Raw genomic sequence first — 20,532 nt, 5'->3', positions numbered from 1 at the left:
ATGCGTCTCTACGTGGTCAAACGCCTCGCGCAGGCACTCGGGGTGCTGTGGGCGGCCTACACGGTCTCCTTCCTCGTGCTGGACTACCTGCCCGGTGACCCCGTCTCCGCGATGGCGGGCGCCGGCGCGGACACGGGCCAGGTCGATCCGGCCCAACTCGCCGCGCTGCGGCGCGAGTACGGCTTCGACAAACCGGTGCCGGCGCAGTACGCCGACCATCTCGGCAGGGCGGTGCGCGGCGACTTCGGCGACTCGGTGTCCACCGGACGGCCGGTGACCGCGACGCTGGCCGACGCGCTGCCGCAGACCCTCCAGCTGACCGGAGCGGCGCTGCTGCTCGCGGTGTTCCTCGGCGGCGGTCTGGCGGTCTTGGCGACCTGCACCGGCCGGCGGTGGCTGCGGCAACTGCTGCTGTCGCTGCCGCCGCTGGGGGTGTCGGTGCCGACCTTCTGGGTCGGGCTGGTGCTCGTCGAGCTGTTCTCCTTCCGGACCAGGCTGTTCCCCGCGTTCGGCAACGACGGACTGCGCGGCCTGGTGCTGCCGGCGGTGACGCTGGCGATCCCGACCGGTGCCCTGGTGGCGCAGGTGCTGGCCAAGAGCCTGTTGACGGCGCTGGACCAGGCCTATGTGGAGACGGCGCGGGCCAAGGGCGCCGGCCGGCTGCGGATCCACCTGCGGCACGCACTGCGCAACGCCTCGCTGCCGGCCCTGACGGTCGTCGGACTGCTGGCCGGCCAGCTGATCGCCGGTTCGGTCGTCGTCGAGACGGTGTTCTCGCGCGACGGCCTGGGCCGGGTGACCGCCGCCGCGGTCACGGTGCAGGACATTCCGCTGGTCCAGGGGGTGGTGGTGTTCGGGGCGCTGATCTTCGTGGCGGCCAACCTGATCGTCGATCTCGTCTACCCGCTGCTCGACCCGCGGATCGTGGTGGCCTCGAACAGGAAGGTGCGTCCCGCATGAGCCGGACCCTCGCCGACGATGTCGCCGCCGGAGCGACCGGAACGACCGGAACGACCGGAACGACCGGAGCCACCGGGGCCACCGGGGCCGCAGGAACCACCGAGCCTGCGGGAACCGCCGAAGCCGCGGCCGGCCTGGCCCGACCGGTGGATCCCGTCGCCGATCAGGGGCCCGCGAGTCCCGGGCGCCGGGCCGGAGCGCTGCGGGGCCTGCGCTTCCTGCTGCGCCGGCCCGGGCTGCTGGTCTCGGCTTCGGTGCTGGTGCTGGTGGTGCTGGCCGCGTTCCGGCCGGGCCTGTTCACCTCGCAGGACCCGCTGCACGGGGTGCCCTCGGAGAACTTCCGCGGTCCCGGCGGCGGGCACTGGTTCGGCACGGACGAGCTGGGCCGTGACGTGTTCTCCCGCGTGGTGCACGGGGCGCAGTTGTCGCTGAAGGCGACGCTGATCGCGGTGGGGTTCGCGTTCGTCGTCGGCGGTCTCATCGGCCTGGTCGCCGGGTTCGTGGGCCGCTGGGTCGAGGACGTGCTGATGCGCTTCGTCGACGTGCTGCTGTCGATCCCGTCGCTGTTCCTGTCGCTGGCCCTGGTCACCGCGCTGGGCTACGGGACGGTGAAGGTGGCGGTCGCGGTCGGCATCGCCAGCGTCGCCGGCTTCGCCCGGGTGACCCGCGCGGAGGTGCTGCGCGTGCGGCAGGCCGTCTTCGTCGAGGCGTCGCGCTCCTGCGGGGCCCGCTGGTACTCGGTGCTGGGCCGGCACGTGCTGCCCAACGCGGCGGGCCCGGTGATCGTGCTCGCGACCCTCGAGTTCGGCTCGGCCATCCTCGCCGTGTCGTCGCTGAGTTTCCTCGGCTACGGGGCGCCACCGCCGGCGCCGGAATGGGGCACGTTGATCTCCGACGGGCGAAACTACCTGGCCAACGCCTGGTGGCTCACCGCGCTGCCCGGGCTTGCGATCGCGGCGACGGGCCTCGCCACCAACCGCGTCGCGCGAGCGCTGGACGGCGAATGGTCCCGACAGCGATGACCGGCCCCCTGACGAACGAACCCGCGACGAACGAACCCGAGACGGACGAACCGGTGCCCGAGGCCGTGACCGACCAACCCGTGACCGACCATCCCCCGAACGGCGAGGCCGTCGCCCACCGGCTCACGACCGGCAAGGCGGCGACCGAGGAGACGGTGACCGACCAACCGGTGACCGGCAAGGCCGTGACCGGCGAGGCCGTCACCCACCAGCCCGTCAGCGACCGACCCGTACCCGACCACCCCCAACCCGACGCGGCCGTACCCGACGAGGTCTCGGCCGGGGAACCCGCGCTGCTGGAAGTGCGGGGACTGTCGGTGTCGTACCGCACCCGTGGCGGCACCGTGCGCGCGGTGCGGGGCGTGGACCTCGACGTGTGGCCGGGGCAGATCACCGCCGTGGTCGGCGAGTCGGGTTCCGGGAAGAGCACGACCGCGCACGCGATCACCCGGCTGCTGGCGGCCAACGGCGGCATCGACGCCGGTACGGTCCGCTTCGGCCGCCACGACCTCACCGCACTGTCCGAACGGGAGCTGCGCACCGTACGCGGCGCGCAGATCGGGCTGGTGCCCCAGGACCCGACGGTGTCGCTCAACCCGGTCAAACGCGTCGGTGAGCAGGTCGCCGAGGTCCTGCGCATCCACGGACTGGCGACCCGGCGCTCCGCGCCGTCGGCCGCGATCGAGATCCTGGACCGGGCGGGGCTGCCCGACGCGGCGACCCGCGCCCGGCAGTACCCGCACGAGCTGTCCGGCGGGATGCGCCAACGGGCCCTGATCGCGGTCGCGATCGCCGCGAAGCCGAAGCTGATCATCGCCGACGAGCCGACCAGCGCGCTGGACGTCACCGTGCAGCGGGTCATCCTCGACCACCTCCAGCACCTCACCGAAGAGTCCGGCACCGCCGTGCTGCTGGTGACGCACGATCTCGGCGTGGCCGCCGACCGGGCCCAGCGGATCGTGGTCATGTCCGAGGGCCGGGTCGTGGAGGCCGGTCCCACCCGCGACATCCTGGAGAACCCGCGGCACGCGTACACCCGGCGGTTGCTGGCCAGTGCGCCCAGCCTCGCCACGGCCCGCCCGCGCCCCGCGGGCTCCGCCACCGTGCCGGCCCCCGACGGGACACCGCTGGTGGAGGCCCGCAACCTGGTCAAGGAGTTCCGGCTGCCCGCGGCCGAGGGCGCGGCCCGCACCCTGCGCGCGGTCGACGACGTCAGCCTCACCCTGCACCGCGGCCGGACGCTGGCCCTGGTCGGGGAATCCGGCTCGGGAAAGTCCACCACCGCCCGACTGGTGCTGCGGCTGGCCGATCCGAGTGCCGGGAGCGTCCTGTTCGACGGCGCCGATGTCACCGCCGCCCGCGGGGCACCGGCCCGGCAACTGCGCCGGCGGGCCCAGCTGGTCTACCAGAACCCGTACGCCTCGCTGGACCCCCGGTTCTCCATCGGTGAGGTGATCACCGAGCCGCTGCGCGCGTTCCGGGTCGGTGACCGTGCCTCCCGGCTCGCCAGGGCGCGGGAACTGCTCGAGAAGGTGGCGTTGCCCGCCTCGGTGCTGAGCCGTCGCCCGGCGGAACTGTCCGGCGGGCAGCGGCAGCGTGTCGCGATCGCCCGCGCCCTCGCGCTCTCGCCGGACCTGGTGGTGTGCGACGAACCGGTGTCGGCGCTCGACGTGTCCGTCCAGGCGCAGGTGCTCGACCTGCTCGCCGAGCTCCAGGCCGACACCGGGGTGGCGTACCTGTTCATCTCGCACGACCTGGCCGTCGTACGTCAGATCGCCCACCAGGTCGCCGTCATGCGGTCCGGCCGCATCGTCGAGACGGGCACCGCCGAGGAGTTGTTCACCCGTCCCCGCCACGACTACACCCGCGAACTGCTCGCGGCGATCCCCGGCGGCCGCCACGCGTCGGCCGGGGCCGCGTCGCACGAACCCAAGGAGCTCGAATGACCGTTCACGACACGTCGGCAGACCTCGACGCCTTCGTCCGCGACTGGCAGGAATGGCATCGCCGGCAGGAGGAGCGGCTCGCCGACCCGCACGGGTTCCTGGCCGTCACCGGCCTGCACTGGCTGAGTGAGCGGCCGGAGCGCTTCCCGGACGCTCCGGGAGCGTGGTCGACCGGCGCCGACGGAGTCGTCGTGGTGCTCGACGAGGGCGAGGAACTGGTCGTCGACGGCGCCACCGTCCGGGGCGAGCACCGCTTCGGGGTGCTCCCTGAGCGCGGCGGCGTCAACGCCGTATGGGGCGACGCCGTCATCGAGGTGGCGAAGCGCGGCGGACAGGACATCGTCCGGCCCCGGCACCCCGAGGCATCGCTGCGCACCGCCTTCACCGGAACGCCGGCCTACGCCCCGCATCCGCGCTGGGTGGTGACCGGCCGTTACACGGCGTTCGACGAGCCCAGGCCGACGACCGTGGGCGCGGCGGTCGAGGGTCTGGAGCACGTGTACGACGCGCCGGGCCGGATCGAGTTCGAGCTGGCCGGGCAGCCGCTGGCGCTGACCGCGTTCCCCGGTCACGGGCCGGGCAGTCTGCTGGTGCTGTTCACCGACGCGACCTCCGGGGTCACCACGTACGCGGCCAACCGGGCTCTCGCGCTGGACGGGCCCGCCGCCGACGGCACGGTCGTCCTGGACTTCAACCGGGCGACGAACCTGCCGTGCGCCTACACCGATCTGGCCACCTGCCCGCTGCCGCCGGCGGAGAACCGGCTGCCCGTGCCGGTCGAGGCCGGCGAGAGGATCCCCCGCGAGCGGGGCGGGTCATGAGCACCGGGCACCGGGCACCGATGAGCCGACCCGGCCCTGAGGTGGTCGGGACGGCGGAGCAGATCCTGGAGCGCTCGGAGCGGACCGGCCGGTGAGCGAGGGGGCGCGGGAACGCACGGCACGGCGACCGGCCGCCGGCACCGCGCGCCCCGGTCACACCAGGCGTCGGATGTCACCGCGGACCCGGTAGAAGCCGCCGGCCGCCGTGTGCAGGGAGTCCACGACGTAGCGCGCCCCGGGCTCGCGTATCTCGCGCGGGAACTGGACGTTCCACGACGAGTCGTAGCCGTCGGACACCACGTGCACCCGGACCCGGCCGGCCGTCCGGACGCACTCGACGACGACCGCGCCGGAGGGTGCGTGAGCCACGGTGGCCACCGTGGTCGCGGCAGTGGCGGGCACATAGGTCGGCAGGGCCGCGGCGAGCTTGACGTCCCGGGCCACCGGCACCGTGCCCTGCTGGGCCGCGGCGATGGCCGTCTCGCTCGCGTCCACGCACACCAGCGAGCCGTCCGTGGTCACCACGTACAGCCGTTCGTCGCGGTACTGCATCGACAGGGCCGAACCGCCGCCCGTGCCGAGCTTCCACAGGCGCGTGCCGTCCCGGTCGAAGCAGTAGACGGACGACGACGCGTCACCGGCGAAGACGAACCGCCCGCTGGGCGAGGTGGCGCACGAGTACACCGCGCTGTCGCAGCCGTAGGTGGCCTCGACCGCGCCGGTCGCCTTCGACAGCCGCTGCACCACCTTGTGCGCGGTCCCCGCGAACACGGCGTCGTCCTCCTGCCAGCCGAACAGGACGCCGCCGCGGGTCTGCGTGTGCCACAGTTCGCCGCTGCCGTCGGGGGCGTAGGCGGTGACGCCCCGGTGGTGACCGTGGTAGACGGCCCGGTCGTCCGCGCGGACCATCCAGGCGTGCTCGCCCTGGCTGCGCCGGGCCCACTGGTGCTCGTCCTCGTGGTCGATGACGGTGAGCCGGCCGTCGCGGTCCGAGACGTTCAGCAGGCCCTCGTGGATGTCCAGCCAGAAGATGTCGACGTCGGCCGTGATGTCGTACGCGGCGAACGGGAGCTTCGAGGACAGGTCGTAGACCTTGCCGTCGTCGCAGCCCGCGTAGATCCAGAAGTCGTCGGCGACCAGGCACTTCACGCCGTCCGGCAGGCTGAAGCGGGCCAGGACCGCACCCTCGTGGTCCAGGGTGTAGACGTCGCCCGACTGGTTGCCGACCCAGCAGCGGTCGTCGTCCACGTGGATGCCGAAGGCCGAGGAACCGGTGCGGAAGCGCCACAGCACCGGTGCCACGGCGCGCGCGGTGGACGGCGCCGAGGTCACCTGACGGCGGGTCACCGCACGCGGGGGACGCTGTCCGGCGACGGCGGGGGCGTATCCCTTGCGGACCTTCTCGCCGAGCTTGCGCGCGGCGGCGGCCCGCGCCTTCTCGGCGGTGGGGAACGTCGTCGTCTGCGTCTGCCCGGCGGCGCCGATCCGCCCGTACCGCACCGTCACCACCACGCCGTCCACGGCCACTTCGTAGAACTTGTGCGCGCCGCCGCTGTCCTGCGAGAGCTCCAGATACGTCGTCGACACGGTGCTCGACCCGGTAGCCATGACAAACCCCTCCCCAGGGTGGACCCGCGGCCGTTCCGGCAGGTCCCACTCCCCGAACCGTAGGCGCAGGCACTGACAATCACGTCGGGGAGCGTCCGGCGCCCCCGCCGGGCCGCCCGCCGAGCAGCAGGCACCGGCCCGGCGCAGGGACGCGCCCGGACCGCCTTCAGGCTTCAGGCTTCAGGCTTCAGGTCACCCCTGTCCCCTGCCCTTGGGGTCATCGGTGTCCTGGGTGCCTTCGCCGGCTCCGGTGTCCTTGCCGGCGTCGATGCCCTCGACGTCGTTCGCCGGGCGCCCGGGCGGGGCGTCGCCCGCGGCGAGGTGTTCCAGGACCTCCACCAGTTCCTGGCAGGCGCGTTCCACCGAGCGTCTGGTGTTGCGTTGTTCGGTGATCACCGCGGAGAGCAGCAGGGCGGTCAGGGCCATCGTCCCGTTGAAGGCCTGGAGCTTGATCATCACTTCGACGCGACTGAGGCGCTCGAAGGGTCCGACGCCGTCCGTCGCGGCGACCGTGGCCATGACCGACGTGAAGAGCGCGCAGAGCATGCTGCCGGCGAGCTGGAAACGCAGCGCCGCCCAGATCAGCAGGGGGTAGACGAGAAAGAGCAGGCTGACGGGGCTGTAGGTGGCCAGCGGGACGAGAGCGCAGGAGATGAGGGCGAGGCCCAGGGCCTCTGTCCAGCGGGTCGGACGGCTGAAAGGCCTGCTGATCGTGTGCAGCACGAGCAGGACCGGCGTGACGATCAGAACGCCCATGGCGTCGCCGACCCACCAGGCCAGCCAGACGGACCAGAAGCTGTGCGTGGCCAGCTTGTCGGTGAGGACGAGGAGACCGACACCGATGGTCGAGCTCAGCAGCATGGCGGTGAGGGCGCCCAGGAACACCAGCGCGAGGCCGTCGCGCAACCGGGCCAGGTCGTTGCGGAAGCCCACCCTGCGCAGCATCAGGTACGCGCAGACGGGAGCGGCGGTGTTGCCGATCAGGTTGCCGATGACCGCGGGCCGTAGGGAGGTCAGCGACATGATGACGAAGAGGGAGCCGAGGGTGATACCGGGCCAGCAGCGGATGCCGAAGATCAGCAGACCGGCCACCGCCACGCCGGTGGGCGGCCAGATGGGGGTGAAGACCGCGCCCTCGACGGTGAGCTCCCGCATCAGCCCCAGCCGCCCGGCCGCGTAGTAGCCGAGGGCGACGGCCAGCACCTGCAGGGCGGAGACGGCTGGTCGACGCAGATCCGGGGTAGCCACCACGGGAGCCATCAGACACCGGCGCGGCGCTGTCGGCGAGGCGGGACGCGCGGGGTCCGGCCCTATGGCTCAACCAGGGGGACGTCCGGAGCCGTCCGCCCGTCATGTCCCACGACCAGCACGGCCGCGTCGTCCTCGTGCCCCACGCGCTCGGCCCCCTTGATGACCGCGGCGGCGAGCGAGTCCGCTCCCATGCCCGCGACGGCGGCGATGCCGGCGAGCCGTACGACCTGGTCGAGGCCCTCCTCGACGCTCAGGGTCGGCCCCTCCACCACGCCGTCCGTGAGCAGGACGAACACTCCGCCCTTGGTGAGCCGGTAGCGGGTGACCGGGTAGTCCGTGCCCTCCTGGACCCCGAGGGGCGGACCGCACTCGTCCTCGGCGACGCCGGACTTGCCGTCCGCCGTCGCCCATACGCACGGGATGTGCCCGGCCCGGGCGCTCTCCAGAACTCCGGTGGCGGGGTCGAGCCGCATGAAGGTGCAGGTGGCGAACAGGTCGCTGCCGAGGGAGAGGAGCAGTTCGTTGGTCCGGGCGAGGAGGTCGCCGGGCTCGCCGGTGACGGAGGCGAGGGCGCGCAGCCCGACCCGGACCTGGCCCATGAACGCGGTCGCCTCTATGTTGTGGCCCTGGACGTCTCCGATGGACAGGCCGATGCGCCCGTCCGGCATGCCGAAGGCGTCGTACCAGTCGCCGCCCACGTTGAGGCCGTGGCAGGCCGGTGCGTACTCCACCGCCAGGCGGAAGCCGGGTGCCGCGGGCAGGTCCCTGGGCAGCATGCCGCGCTGGAGGGCGAGGGCCAGCTCCACGCGGGAGCGCTGCAGCTCCGCGCGTTCACGCGCCTGGGCGGTCAGCGAACCGAGTCTGGCCAGCAGTTCGTCGCCGTCGTCCGTGGGGCGCTTGCGGGACATTGATCACTCCGGCGGGACGGCAGCTCGTCGAGAGGGTCGCCATATCGCACAAACCACACATTTTACCTTCAGAGGATGATAGCGGCCTCGAGGTACGGCCGGCCCGACAGAGCAGGCGTCGGGCGGGCCCGACAGGGCAGGCGTCGGGCGGACCCGCCGCGGTCGCTGCGCAATTCCTCGACCAGGCGAGACGCCCCGGCACGCGGGCGAGCGAGGCGTACCAGGGCGTCCGCCGCACCGCCGCACCGCCGCACCGCCGCACCGCCGAAAAGGGTTCGGCGCCCTGGCGTCCGCGTGGGCCGTCGGCGTCCACGACGAGCAGGACGCTCCCGTCGGTCGGTCGGCCGGACGATGCGCCCGGCGGGTCGGACGGACCGGGTCGAGCGGAACCGGCGCAACCGGCCGGTCCATGGCGCGACACGGATTGCGCACCGGCGCCGCCGGCCGCCGGCACGGCCACGAACATCCGGCCGCCGACGACCGGCCAGTCACCCACCCCGGGTGATGCGGTCCGGTGCGCGCCGGGGCTCTCCTGAAGACGTACGTCACCCCAACCCGCCAGAAAGGGAGTCCGGTATGCCCCGGCCGGCCCGCAGCAAGGGGCCGGTGGTCCTTCCTCCCGCACACACACCGCGACCTCGACACGGACGCCACCGATCAGGAGAAGCAATGCGCAGCTATGTGAATCTGGCCTACGACTACCCCGTCCTGGGGGCCTTCTGGACGATCATGTGGATCTTCCTGTGGGTCATGTGGATCTTCCTGCTCTTCCGCGTCATCGTCGACATCTTCCGCGACGACTCCATGAGCGGATGGGCCAAGACGGGATGGCTGGTCTTCACGATCGTCCTCCCCTTCCTGGGCGTCTTCGTCTACCTCATCGCCCGGGGCAAGGACATGGGCAGGCGCGAACAGGAGCACGCCAGGGCCAAGATGGAAGAGACGAACCGCTACATCCGCGAGACCGTCGGCGCCACCGGCCCAGCCAGCGAGGCGGACCAACTCGCCAAGCTCTCGGAGATCCGGGCCCGCGGCGACATCTCCGACGAGGAGTTCCGTCAGGCCAAGGAGAAGGTCCTCCAGTCGTGACCGCACGCCGGGCGAGCCCGTCAGAAGGACTCGGCGTGCTGCGGGTGGTCCACAGCGGTTCCTGCCTGTGCCACGCCCCCCGCTGCCACCGTTCACCGGGTCGCCGCCCCTGCCTCCGACAGCGGCACCGGCACCGGCACCGGCAACCAGGGTTTCCGCTGCCGTCGACGGTGGTCACCGTCGGCGGAAGGTGCCTGCGGTCCGCGTCGTCCCGAGCGTGCCGGAGGCCATCCGGCGATGCGCACCCGATCCGGTACGGCGGCCGAGCCGTTGGTCGGGATGCGAGGCGGTTACCCACGTTGGATGGTGGAGTCATGAACCAGCACCACCAGCACTCCCCTCGGACGATCGAGATCGACACCCGGCTCGTCAGGATCGCTGCCGTGCTCACCGCGGCCGGTGCCGCGGTGGCATGCGCCGGCATGGCCGTCGGGGCCTTCGCTGTGCTCACGGCGGGTCGGCGCATGATCCGCGACATGGACGTGCCTCCGGCCCAGCAGGCGGCCGCGAAGTGGCAGCAGGCCAAGGAGGCGTCCCGAGCGGGTATGCGGGCGTGGCAGTCCGCGTCCGACACCCAGAACGGGTCACTCGCCCGCTAGTCCGGCGAAGCCTCCACCGTGCCGTGGGCCCCGGCGCGAGCGCCTCCTGCCGGGACCGGGGCTCAGCCGCCCAGCGCCGCGTCGACCACGTCCTTGGCCTCCTCCTGCACCCGGCGCAGGTGGTCGGGGCCGAGGAAGGACTCGCCGTAGATCTTGTAGACGTCCTCGGTGCCCGAAGGGCGGGCGGCGAACCAGGCGTTGGCGGTGGTCACCTTGATGCCGCCGATGGACGCGCCGTTGCCCGGGGCCTCGGTGAGCACGCCGGTGACCGGCTCCCCGGCCAGGGTGTCGGCGGTGACCTGCGCGGGCGAGAGCTTGCCGAGAAGCGCCTTCTCCTCCCGGGTGGCCGGGGCGTCGATGCGCGCGTAGGCAGGGGCGCCGAAGCGGTCCGTCAGGGCGGCGTAGTGCTCGGACGGGGTCTTCCCGGTGACCGCCGTGATCTCGGAGGCCAGCAGCGCCAGGATGATGCCGTCCTTGTCCGTGGTCCAGACGGAGCCGTCGCGGCGCAGGAAGGACGCGCCGGCCGACTCCTCCCCGCCGAAGCCGAGCGAGCCGCCGACCAGCCCGTCCACGAACCACTTGAAGCCGACGGGTACCTCGACCAGTCGGCGCCCGAGGTCGGCCGCGACGCGGTCGATCATCGAGGACGACACCAGCGTCTTGCCGATCCCCGCGTCGGCCGGCCACTGCTCACGGTGCGCGTAGAGATAGGCGATGGCGGCGGCCAGGTAGTGGTTGGGGTTCATCAGGCCGGCGTCAGGCGTGACGATGCCGTGCCGGTCGGCGTCGGCGTCGTTGCCCGTGGCGATCTGGAAGCGGTCGCGCTGCTCGATGAGCGAGGCCATCGCGTACGGCGACGAGCAGTCCATGCGGATCTTGCCGTCCCAGTCGAGCGTCATGAAACGCCAGGTGGGATCGGTGAGCGGGTTGACGACCGTCAGGTCGAGCCGGTGCTGTTCGGCGATCCGCCCCCAGTAGGCGACGGACGCCCCGCCCAGCGGATCGGCACCGATACGGACACCGGCGGCACGGATCGCGTCCAGGTCGAGAACGCTCGGGAGGTCGGCGACATAGGTGCCGAGGAAGTCGTAGCGGCCGGTCGCGGGCGCGCCGAGGGCCTGGGTGTAGGGGATACGCCGTACGTCCTTCAGGCCGGACGCGATGATCTCGTTGGCCCGGTCCTGGATCCATGAGGTGGCGTCGGAGCCGGCGGGGCCGCCGCTCGGCGGGTTGTACTTGAAGCCGCCGTCGGCGGGCGGGTTGTGCGACGGCGTGACGACCACACCGTCGGCGAGGCCGGCGGTACGGCCGCGGTTGTGGGTGAGGATCGCGTGGGAGACGGCCGGCGTGGGCGTGTAGCCGTCGGCGCTGTCGATGAGGACCGTCACTCCGTTGGCCGCGAACACCTCGAGGGCGGTGACCCGGGCAGGCTCCGACAGGGCATGGCTGTCGGCCCCGAGGAAGAGGGGGCCGTCGGTGCCCTGGACTGCCCGGTACTCGCAGATGGCCTGGCTGGTCGCGGCGATGTGGTCCTCGTTGAACGCCGTGTTCAGTGAGGATCCACGGTGCCCCGAGGTGCCGAACGCCACCCGCTGCGCCGGGTCGGCCGGGTCGGGGTGCAGCGCGTAGTACGCCGTTACCAGCCGGGCGACGTCGACGAGATCCTCGGGGCCGGCCTTCGTGCCCGCTCGCTCGTGCTGCATGTGCCCGCTCCTCCACATCGGTCGATCATGGCTTGCGCCTTCCATCTTCCCTTGTGGTGGCCGCTGTCCGCGAGTACGGGTCGGTTTCCGCCCGAAGCGCTCAGCGCCGGCGGCCGCGCACCGACCAGCCGCTGCCGATGCGGATGCCGATGCCCGCGACGTGCGGGGCGAGCACGGTCAGGCCGAGGAGCATGAGGTCGGTGGAGGTGACGGAGTCGTTGGTGGAGATGTCCGCGGTGTTGAGTCCGGCCGACCTCGCGGCGGTGGACGCCCCCGAGCTCATCGGCCACTTCGCCCGCCCGAGCGCCGAACGCCGGGCCCGCAGGAGCGCCGGGGGCTGGGTACACCACAGATCGTCATGGCAGCGCCTCGCGTGTGAAGGTCACCGTGATGTCCTCGCTGCCGGCGCCAGGACGAGGTCGAAGCCGGCGTGGGTGAAGGGCGCCGTCACGCCGAAGCGCTCGGCCGCGCGCTCGTCGTACGACTGCGTGAAGTCGGCGATCAGGCCCTGTTTGACGGCGAACACGGCGTCGGAGTCGAGGTAGGGACTGCCGGCGACGAAGGTGTGCGTGGTGACCGGCCGGTGGCCCTCGGCGCTCGCGATGAAGTGGATGTGGGCGGGCCGGTAGGGGTGTCTGCCGGTGGCGCGCAGCAGGGTGCCCACCGGCCCGTCCGTGGGGATCGGATAGGGGGAGGGGACGACGGTACGGAACCAGAAGCGGCCCTCGTCGTCGGCGCGGAACAGCCCGCGTCCGTTGCCCGGCGGCTGGACATCGGGCTGCTGTACGTCGTAGAAGCCCTCCTCGTTGCACTGCCACACGTCGAGTCCGGCGCCGGGCAGCGGGGTGCCGTCCGTGGCGAGGACCCGGCCGGAGACCACACAGGGGCGGCCGGTGCCGAGGAGGTCGATGCTGTCGCCGAGGTCCCGGTGGGGGGACTCGCTCAGGTGGAAGGGGCCGAGGACAGTGCTCTCGGTTCCCTCCTGCACCCCGTTGAGCGTCTCGACGAGCATGGAGACGCCCAGGACGTCGGAGAGCAGGACGAACTCCTGCCGGGTGTCGTCGCACTTCTGGCCGACGGCGGTGAGGAAGTCGATCGCCGCCGCCCACTCCCCCATGGTGGGCCCGACGTCCTGTACGAAGGCGTGGAGGTGGCGGGTCAGGCTCTGCACCACCTCCCGCAGCCTCGGGTCCCCGGTGTCACGGAAGCTGTCCACGACCGTTCGGGTGGCGGTCTCGACGGTGAAGTCCATGCTCGTTCCTCGCGGTTCGGGGCTTCCTGGCCGATGGGCTGGTGCAGGAGCCAGTCTCCACCGACGCGGGAAGCACCACCGCCTCCTTCGGGACGCCGGCCCCCCGTCCCGGTCCCCCGTCTACGCGCTTCGCCTCCGCTCGGTCGGCCAGGGCCGGGTCGGCCGGCACACCAGCTCGCCGTCCACGGCCTTGCACCGCGTCTGGTAGCCGTCGGAGTACTTGCCGACATGGTTCCCCTCTCGGTGCGGGCGCGCTTCGGGCGGCGACGCCACCGGGCGGACAGCGTGTCCCACACCGACGGATCATCAACAATTTCGACAACAATTGCCGGAGCCGCATTCGGGCGCCACGATGTGCCCGAAATGTGACAAGAGGAGATAATTGACGTCACTCGGCGACGCGAGACCGCCGTCCTCCACTGACCATGAACAGGCAGGTCGGAACCATGTCGAAGAAACCACGTTCGTCCGAACCCCCGCACGGCAAGGGCCCGAGCCGTCACGAGGGCGCCGGGCAGCACGGCTGGTCGCCCGACGTGGACGAGACGCGCCAGCAGGACAATCCGAGCGCCTCCCGTTCCTTCCGTACGGCCGAGCACGCCGACGACAAGGGCCGGGGCCGGACCAGGTCCGCGGAGGAGACGAAGTCCGTTCCGGGTGACACGGTCAAGAGTCACGGCGCACGCGGCGAGCGGTACGGCGACGCCGACGAGAAGGGCCGTCGGGACACCGGACCCAGGGGTCGCTCCCAGCGCCCCAGCGGCACCAAGGACGCCTCCGCCGTGACCGGCGTGGACCCCCAGGAACCGCGGGATCAGCAGTCCGGGGACTGAATCGCGCCGGGGTTCCGGTCCCCCCGCGTCGGGCCGGGGGCCCGGTCCGACGCGGGGACGGCCGGTTCCCCGGCCGGCGAGACCGAGCGAGGCCCGGTGACTACGGCCCGGTGACGACGGACCGGTGACGACGGCCCGCCGGCAACGGCCCCAATGGCAGTGCCCCGGTGAGAGCGACCCGGTGTGCGTGTCCGGGTCAGCAGATCCGCGGCAGCTGCTCCCCGATGGGCAGATCGACCACCCGTGTTCCGCCCAGGCCCGTCCTGGCGACGACCATTCCGGGATGCGCCTCCACGGCCTCACCGATGATCACGGAGTCGGTGCCCAGAGGATGGGCCCGCATCGCCTCGAGGACGGCGTCGGCATGTGCGCGCGGGACGAACGCCACCAGCTTGCCCTCGTTGGCGATGTACATGGGGTCCAGGCCGAGGATGGCGCAGGCGTTGGCCACGGCCGGCGGGACCGGGACGTCCCGTTCCCGGATCACCACCCCCGTTCCCGAGGCCGCGGCGATCTCGTTGAGTGCGGCGGCCAGGCCGCCTCGGGTGGGATCGCGCAGCACGTGCAGATCCGGGGTGACGGCGAGCATGGCGTCGACCAGACCGCCGAGCGCCGCGCAGTCGCTCTTGATCTCCACCCCGAACTCCAGGCCCTCGCGCACGCTCATGACCGCCACCCCGTGGACACCGATGGCGCCGCTGACGATCACGACGTCACCGGGGACGACCCGTTGCGCCCGCAGATCGACGCCCGCGGGGATGAGACCGATGCCCGCGGTGTTGACGTAGATCCCGTCGCCGTGTCCGGACTCCACCACTTTGGTGTCCCCGGTGGCGACCTCCACGCCGGCGGTACGCGCGGCAGCGCCCAGCGCCTCGGACACCCGCCTGACCACGTCCAGCTCGACGCCCTCCTCGAGGATGAATCCGCAGGAGAGGTAGGCGGCGCGGGCGCCGCTCATCGCGAGGTCGTTGACGGTGCCGTTGACCGCGAGATCGCCGATGCTGCCGCCGGGGAAGAACAGCGGCCGCACCACGTAGGAGTCGGTGGAGAACGCCAGCCGGGCACCGCCCAGGGAGAGAACGGCGGAGTCACCCAGCTGGGCGAGCACCTCGCCCCCGAAGGCGGGCGCGAAGATCTGCTGGACCAGTTCGGCGGAGAGGACCCCACCGCCGCCGTGGCCCATGACGACGCGCGGCCGGTCGCGTACCGGCGCCGGACACGTCCATCCTTCGGGGTCCAGGGCCGGGGCGGGGAGACCGGTGGTGTCAGACAACGGGGCTCGCCTCCCGGGTCGTGGCGGTGGGCATGTCCAGACGCCGGTAGAGGTAGTAGGCGGCACAGGCGCCCTCGCTGGAGACCATGGTGGCGCCCAGGGGGGTGCGCGGGGTGCACAGGGTGCCGAAGGCCTCGCACTCGTGCGGCTTGAGCAGCCCTTGCAGGACCTCTCCGCTGCGGCACTCGGCGGGTTCCTCCGTCCGGATCCCGCCGACCGGGAAGCGGTGCTCGGCATCGTGGTCGCGGTACTTCGACGACAGCCGCCAGCCGCTGTCGGGGATCACGCCGATGCCGCGCCAGGCCCGGTCGGTGACCTCGAAGACGTCCTCCAGCATGGCCCGGGCGGCCGGGTTGCCCTCCGGACGGACGGCGCGGGCATAGGCGTTGTCGACGGTGTGCTCGCCGCGTTCCAGCTGACGGACGGCCCGGCGCACGCCTTCGAGGATGTCCAGCGGCTCGAAGCCGGTCACCACGATGGGGACGCGGAAGCGCTCGGCCAGTTCCGGGTACTCGTCCACGCCCATGACGCTGCACACGTGCCCGGCCGCGAGGAAGCCCTGCACCCGGCAGCGGGGTGACGACATGATCGCCTCGATGGCGGGCGGTACGCGGACATGGGACACCAGCATGCTGAAGTTCGGGATGCCGAGCTTCCGGGCCTGATGGACCGTCATCGCGTTGGGGGGCGCCGTCGTCTCGAAGCCGATGCCGAAGAACACCACTTCGCGGTCCGGGTTCTGCTGCGCGATCCGCAGCGCGTCGAGCGGCGAGTAGACGACGCGTACGTCGCCGCCCTCGCCGCGGACCTGGAACAGGTCCCGTCCGGTGCCCGGCACCCGCAGCATGTCACCGAAGGAGCAGAAGATCACCCCCGGCCGGGAGGCGATCTCCAGGGCCTTGTCGATGACCTCCAGCGGGGTCACGCAGACCGGGCAGCCGGGCCCGTGGATCAGTTCGATCTCGGCCGGCAGGAGCTGGTCGATGCCGTGCCGGATGATGCTGTGCGTCTGCCCTCCGCACACCTCCATCAGGGCCCACGGCCTGGTCACCGTGGCGTGGATGTCGTCGAGGAGCCGGCGTGCCAGCTCCGGGTCCTGGAACTCGTCGATGTACTTCACTGGTTGCGCACCTCTTCCAGCGGGTCCACGCCCGCCGCTGCCGCCGCCGTCTCCCAGGGGTCGCCGAACTCCTCCTGCAGCATGCCGAGTTCGGCGAAGAGCTCGAGTGTCTGCCGCGCCGAATCCTCGTCCAGCCGTTGCAGGGCGAAGCCGACGTGGACGATGGCGTACTCGCCGACCCGCAGGTCGGGCAGGTACTCCAGGCACACCTCCTTGACCACGCCGCCGAAGTCGACGGTGGCCATCCGGGTGCCGTCCCTGTCCTCGATGTCCAGCACTCTGCCGGGTACCGCCAGGCACATGAGCCTCTCCTCGCTGTGGGTCGCGCGTTGCTCAGTCGGCGGGGGTGGCCCGGGCGGCCACCATCAGCTGGCCCAGCGCCAGACCGCCGTCGTTGGGCGGCACCAGCCGGTGCCGCAGGACCGTGAAGCCGTCGTCGCGCAGGGCGGTGGCACAGGCCGAGGACAGCAGCGTGTTGGCGAACACACCGCCGGTCAGGGCGACCGTGTCCAGCCCGTGCCGCTCCCGGGCCCGCGCGCACATCCGGTGCACCAGGCCGGTCACCGCCCGGTGGAAGCGAGCCGCGAGCACGGCCGGTTCGACGCCCGCGCGCAGGTCGCGGACGATCGCCGCGAGCACGGGTGCCGCGTCGGCCCCGACCGCGCCGCCGCCGTCCTCCTGTGCCGTGCGCAGGGCGAAGGCGTACGCGGTGGTGTCCCCGTCGGGTGCGAGCAGTGCGGCGCCTTCCAGCTCCACGGCGGCCTGTGCCTCGTATCCGGCGCGGTGACACACCCCGGCGAGGGAGGACACGGCATCGAAGAGCCGGCCCATGCTGGAGGTGGGGACGCAGTTCAGGCCGCGCTCCAACTGCCGCTCCAGCAGGCGCAGTTCGTCGGGCGGGCAGACGGCCGTACAGGGCAGGTCGTCGGACCAGCCGATCCCGGCCGCCCTCAGGTGGGCCAGCGCCATGCGGTACGGCCGGCGCACCGCGGCGTCACCACCGGGCAGCGGGACGTACGCGAGGTGTCCGAAGCGGGTGAAGCGGTCGTAGTCCGCGAGCAGGAACTCCCCGCCCCACACGGCTCCGTCGTCGCCGTGGCCGGTGCCGTCGAAGGCGACGCCGATCACCGCACGGGTGCCGTCGAGGCCGTGCTCGGCCATCGCGGCGGCGACGTGCGCGTGATGGTGCTGGACGCGTACGACGGGCCGGTGCGCCGCGTTGCGGTCGGCCCACCGGACGGAGCGGTAACCGGGATGCCGGTCGGACACCAGGGTCTCGGGCCGCACCCCCGTGAGGGACTCCGCCTGCGCCACCGCGCGTTCGAAGGCCCGCTGGGTGCCGACGTCGTCCATGTCGCCGATGTGCGCCGACAGCCAGGCCCGGCGGCCCGCCCCCAGGCAGAAGGCGTTCTTCAGGTCGCCGCCGACGGCGAGGGCCGGCCGCACGGACAGCGGAAGCGGGACCGGCAGTGGGGCATAGCCCCGGGAGCGGCGGATCACCAGCGGCTCCCCGTCGCAGACGCGGACCACGGAGTCGTCGCACGGGACATGGATCGGCCGGTCGTGCGTGAGCCAGGCGTCGGCCAGGTACGCGAGGCGCTCCAGTGCCTCGGTGTCGTCGGTGACGATGGGTTCACCGGACACGTTGCCACTGGTCATGACCAGCAGCCGGGGGCCCTCCGGGTCGCCGGGCAGGCCGAGCAGCAGATGATGCAGGGGCGTGTAGGGCAGCAGGACGCCCAGGTCGGGGCTGCCGGGCGCGACGGCCTCGGCGGGCCGTGCGTCCCCGGCCGCGTACGACGGGTGCGGACGCCGTCTCAGCAGTACGACGGGCCTGGCCCGGTCCTCGAGCAGGGTCCGCTCCTCAGGACTCAGCCGGACGAGGTGGCGGACGTCGTCCGCGGTGGCGGCCATGACGGCGAACGGCTTGTCCCCGCGCGCCTTGCGGTGTCGCAGCAGGGCGACCGCCGTCTCGTTCGTGGCGTCGCAGGCCAGGTGGTAGCCGCCCAGGCCCTTCACGGCGAGGATCGCGCCCCGGGTCAGCAGCGCGCGCGCCTCGGTGACGGGGTCCACGCCCTCGACGATCCGGGGGCCCGGCTCCCGGGCGGCGAGCAGCCGCAGCCGCGGCCCGCAGGCCGGACAGGCGACCGGCTGCGCGTGGAAGCGGCGGTCGGCCGGATCGGCGTACTCGCGGGCGCAGTCTGGGCACATCGCGAAGCCGGCCATGGTGGTGTGGGCCCGGTCGTAGGGCACGCCGGTGACGATCGTGAACCGCGGGCCGCAGTGCGTGCAGTTGACGAACGGGTGGCGGTGGCGCCGGTCCGCCGGGTCGGCCAGCTCGGCGAGACAGTCGGCGCAGGTGGCCGAGTCCGGGGAGACCAGTGTGCGGGCCGGTCCGTCGGTGCGGGAGGTGAGGATGGTGAACGCGGTGCCGCCGACGGGAGGCATCTCCCGGTGGTGGACGGACTCGACGCGGGCCAGCGGGGGCGCCTGGGCGGCGATCCGGTCGCAGAAACGCGCCACGGCCGAGGCGGCGCCCTCGACCTCCACGACGACGCCCTCCGGGGTGTTGGTCACGTGTCCGGCCAGGGCGAGTTCGGTGGCGAGGCCGTACAGGTAGGGCCGGAAGCCCACGCCCTGCACCACCCCCCGGACGGTGACCCGGCGGCGCAGCGGAAGGTCCTCGGCGACGGCGGCCGACGGCGGAGCGCTCACGAGCGGGTGGGCGCGAGGCCACCGGCGTCGGTCTCGCCGGCATGGGTGTGCGGGTGCGGGTGGCCGTGAGGGAAATCCGGCCGGCCGGCCATCACCGGCGCGTGCGGGGGCGCGCCCTCCGCGGCGGCGAGTGCCCGGTCGAGCAGCACGCCCACGCCCGTACCCCGGCGAGCCGAGGTCAGGATCACCTCGACGCCCGGGTTGACCTGCTGCACGTTCGCGCGGAAGGCGATCTCGTCGAACTCCACGGCCTCCGCGATGTCGGTCTTGGTGACCACGACCAGGTGGGCGAGACCGAACGCGGTGGGGTACTTGAGTGGCTTGTCCTCCCCCTCCGTCACCGAGGCGAGGACGACTCTCAGGGTCTCCCCCAGGTCGTAGGAGGCGGGACAGACGAGGTTGCCGACGTTCTCCACGAACAGCAGCCGGGTGCCGTCGGGCAGCCACCCGTCCAGGTGCCCGGCGAGCATCCCCGCCTCCAGATGACACAGTCCGTCGGTGAGCACCTGCTTGACCGGGGCGCCGGACCGGGCGAGCCGTGTCGCGTCGTTCTCGGTGGCGAGATCGGCGGTCAGCGCCGCGACGGGCACGGACCGCTCCCGTGCCCGCAGCAGCTCACTCTCGAGCAGGGCGGTCTTGCCGCTGCCCGGACTGGACAACAGGTTGACGACGGTGGTGCCGTGGGCCGCGAGGCGGGCGCGCAGCGCGTGGGCACTCGCGTCGTTCTTCGCCAGCACGGCCTGCCGCAGGTCGACGACACGACACATGGTTCAGCACTCCTCGGAGATCGGTTCGCGGGTGGGTGCCGGTGTGGCGTCGTCGGTCTCCCACTGCACGGCGGCGATCCGCAGTTCCCGGCCCGCGAGCAGATCGGTGCTCGTCCCGTCGCAGACGGGGCAGGTCAGCCGGGGCGGCATGCCGACGGCCCATTCGTGTGCGCAGGGCGTGCAGCGGGCCCGCCCCGGCACCTCCTCGGTGATCAGTTCGGCGCCCTCCAGCAGGGTTCCGGCGCAGACCAGTTCGAAGGAGAAGGCGAGCGCGTCGGCCACGACGCCGGCCAGTTCGCCCACCTGGAGCCGTACCGATCGAACCGCCGTGACATCGCCGGCCCGTTCGGCGGCCTCTGCCACCTGGTCGACGACGGCCATCGCGACGGACATCTCGTGCATGGGTCTCCGTCCTTGTGCGGCCTGCCTCCGGTCGGCCTTCATTAGAGGCGTGCGCCGCCGGGTGGTAAGGCCCGGCACGCCGTCACCGGCCGGCGGGTACGCCGTTCGACGCAACCGCGCGGGCCTGCCGGTGGTGGCCTCGGTTCACATCCGTCGGATCCGCAGGTAGCGCCTCAGGTCGGGGAACACCTCGATGCCGAGGGCGACCAGGGCCGCCAGGGCCGCTCCGCCGATGACGATCGTCTTCTTCATCCGTCTCT

At 72.5% G+C, this 20,532-nt stretch carries 20 protein-coding genes; 7 read left to right on the top strand and 13 right to left on the bottom strand.

Annotated features, from left to right (window positions below; genetic code table 11):
• From ACFWBB_RS01060 to ACFWBB_RS01045, 4 genes are read left to right on the top strand one after another with little or no spacing between them, the layout of a single operon-like run.
• Complete coding sequence (locus tag ACFWBB_RS01060; protein WP_385265147.1) at positions 1–960, top strand: ABC transporter permease; 960 nt, start codon at positions 1–3, stop codon at positions 958–960.
• The gene (locus tag ACFWBB_RS01055; protein ID WP_385265144.1) at positions 957–1,982 is read left to right on the top strand and encodes an ABC transporter permease; all 1,026 of its coding nucleotides are present in this window, start codon (positions 957–959) and stop codon (positions 1,980–1,982) included. The genes ACFWBB_RS01060 and ACFWBB_RS01055 overlap by 4 nt, the downstream gene beginning before the upstream one ends.
• On the top strand, positions 1,979–3,928 hold the full coding sequence (locus ACFWBB_RS01050; RefSeq protein WP_385265141.1) for an ABC transporter ATP-binding protein: 1,950 nt from the start codon (positions 1,979–1,981) through the stop codon (positions 3,926–3,928). Before ACFWBB_RS01055 ends, ACFWBB_RS01050 begins: the two co-directional genes overlap by 4 nt.
• A complete protein-coding gene (locus ACFWBB_RS01045; RefSeq protein WP_385265138.1) occupies positions 3,925–4,749 on the top strand; it encodes a DUF1684 domain-containing protein in 825 nt (274 codons plus the stop codon). The genes ACFWBB_RS01050 and ACFWBB_RS01045 overlap by 4 nt, the downstream gene beginning before the upstream one ends.
• Before the next feature lie 153 nt (positions 4,750–4,902).
• Here ACFWBB_RS01045 and ACFWBB_RS01040 read toward each other — a convergent pair whose 3' ends face one another.
• The 3 genes from ACFWBB_RS01040 to ACFWBB_RS01030 form a co-directional block, all read right to left on the bottom strand.
• A complete protein-coding gene (locus ACFWBB_RS01040) occupies positions 4,903–6,357 on the bottom strand; it encodes a WGR domain-containing protein (protein WP_385265135.1) in 1,455 nt (484 codons plus the stop codon).
• 192 nt (positions 6,358–6,549) lie between these two features.
• Positions 6,550–7,617 carry an MASE1 domain-containing protein gene (locus ACFWBB_RS01035; RefSeq protein ID WP_385265132.1) on the bottom strand — a complete coding sequence of 356 codons (1,068 nt, stop codon included), beginning with the start codon at positions 7,615–7,617 and terminating at the stop codon, positions 6,550–6,552.
• Positions 7,618–7,667: 50 nt separating this feature from the next.
• Positions 7,668–8,516 carry a PP2C family protein-serine/threonine phosphatase gene (locus ACFWBB_RS01030; protein WP_385265129.1) on the bottom strand — a complete coding sequence of 283 codons (849 nt, stop codon included), beginning with the start codon at positions 8,514–8,516 and terminating at the stop codon, positions 7,668–7,670.
• 669 nt (positions 8,517–9,185) lie between these two features.
• Between ACFWBB_RS01030 and ACFWBB_RS01025 the strand changes: the two genes are divergently transcribed.
• Both ACFWBB_RS01025 and ACFWBB_RS01020 read left to right on the top strand, forming a co-directional pair.
• Positions 9,186–9,605 carry an SHOCT domain-containing protein gene (locus ACFWBB_RS01025; protein WP_385265126.1) on the top strand — a complete coding sequence of 140 codons (420 nt, stop codon included), beginning with the start codon at positions 9,186–9,188 and terminating at the stop codon, positions 9,603–9,605.
• 314 nt (positions 9,606–9,919) lie between these two features.
• Entirely contained in the window at positions 9,920–10,204 is a 285-nt protein-coding gene (locus ACFWBB_RS01020) for a hypothetical protein (protein WP_385265123.1), read from the top strand.
• Between the two features lie 62 nt (positions 10,205–10,266).
• Here the strand turns inward: ACFWBB_RS01020 and pgm are convergent, their stop codons facing one another.
• The 3 genes from pgm to ACFWBB_RS01005 form a co-directional block, all read right to left on the bottom strand.
• Positions 10,267–11,907, bottom strand: a complete 1,641-nt coding sequence (pgm, locus tag ACFWBB_RS01015; protein ID WP_385265120.1) for a phosphoglucomutase (alpha-D-glucose-1,6-bisphosphate-dependent) — start codon at positions 11,905–11,907, stop codon at positions 10,267–10,269.
• A 100-nt stretch (positions 11,908–12,007) separates the two neighbouring features.
• Positions 12,008–12,190, bottom strand: coding sequence for a hypothetical protein (locus tag ACFWBB_RS01010; RefSeq protein WP_385265117.1), 183 nt, complete (start codon positions 12,188–12,190; stop codon positions 12,008–12,010).
• A gap of 99 nt (positions 12,191–12,289) precedes the next feature.
• The gene (locus ACFWBB_RS01005; RefSeq protein WP_385265114.1) at positions 12,290–13,159 is read right to left on the bottom strand and encodes a dioxygenase; all 870 of its coding nucleotides are present in this window, start codon (positions 13,157–13,159) and stop codon (positions 12,290–12,292) included.
• A 446-nt stretch (positions 13,160–13,605) separates the two neighbouring features.
• On the opposite strand from ACFWBB_RS01005, the gene ACFWBB_RS01000 reads away from it, so the two are divergent.
• Positions 13,606–13,992: a hypothetical protein gene (locus tag ACFWBB_RS01000; RefSeq protein WP_385265111.1), complete on the top strand. Its 387-nt coding sequence runs from the start codon at positions 13,606–13,608 to the stop codon at positions 13,990–13,992.
• A gap of 196 nt (positions 13,993–14,188) precedes the next feature.
• On the opposite strand, the gene hypE is transcribed toward ACFWBB_RS01000, so the two are convergent.
• The 7 genes from hypE to ACFWBB_RS00965 all read right to left on the bottom strand — a co-directional run bounded on the left by hypE (position 14,189) and on the right by ACFWBB_RS00965 (position 20,524).
• Positions 14,189–15,268, bottom strand: coding sequence for a hydrogenase expression/formation protein HypE (gene hypE / locus ACFWBB_RS00995; protein ID WP_385265109.1), 1,080 nt, complete (start codon positions 15,266–15,268; stop codon positions 14,189–14,191).
• Positions 15,261–16,388, bottom strand: a complete 1,128-nt coding sequence (gene hypD / locus ACFWBB_RS00990; protein ID WP_385265106.1) for a hydrogenase formation protein HypD — start codon at positions 16,386–16,388, stop codon at positions 15,261–15,263. The genes hypE and hypD overlap by 8 nt, the downstream gene beginning before the upstream one ends.
• A complete protein-coding gene (locus ACFWBB_RS00985; protein WP_385265104.1) occupies positions 16,385–16,690 on the bottom strand; it encodes a HypC/HybG/HupF family hydrogenase formation chaperone in 306 nt (101 codons plus the stop codon). The genes hypD and ACFWBB_RS00985 overlap by 4 nt, the downstream gene beginning before the upstream one ends.
• Before the next feature lie 31 nt (positions 16,691–16,721).
• Entirely contained in the window at positions 16,722–19,103 is a 2,382-nt protein-coding gene (gene hypF / locus ACFWBB_RS00980; protein ID WP_385265101.1) for a carbamoyltransferase HypF, read from the bottom strand.
• Positions 19,100–19,870, bottom strand: a complete 771-nt coding sequence (gene hypB / locus ACFWBB_RS00975) for a hydrogenase nickel incorporation protein HypB (protein WP_385265098.1) — start codon at positions 19,868–19,870, stop codon at positions 19,100–19,102. Before hypB ends, hypF begins: the two co-directional genes overlap by 4 nt.
• Positions 19,871–19,873: 3 nt before the next feature.
• Positions 19,874–20,272 carry a hydrogenase maturation nickel metallochaperone HypA gene (gene hypA, locus ACFWBB_RS00970; protein WP_385265095.1) on the bottom strand — a complete coding sequence of 133 codons (399 nt, stop codon included), beginning with the start codon at positions 20,270–20,272 and terminating at the stop codon, positions 19,874–19,876.
• 144 nt (positions 20,273–20,416) lie between these two features.
• Positions 20,417–20,524, bottom strand: coding sequence for a DUF6893 family small protein (locus ACFWBB_RS00965; RefSeq protein ID WP_385265092.1), 108 nt, complete (start codon positions 20,522–20,524; stop codon positions 20,417–20,419).
• Between the last annotated feature and the right edge of the window lie 8 nt (positions 20,525–20,532).

Source organism: Streptomyces sp. NPDC060000 (genome assembly GCF_042737375.1).
Lineage (GTDB): Bacteria > Actinomycetota > Actinomycetes > Streptomycetales > Streptomycetaceae > Streptomyces.
This window is presented reverse-complemented; position numbering and strand designations above follow the sequence as displayed.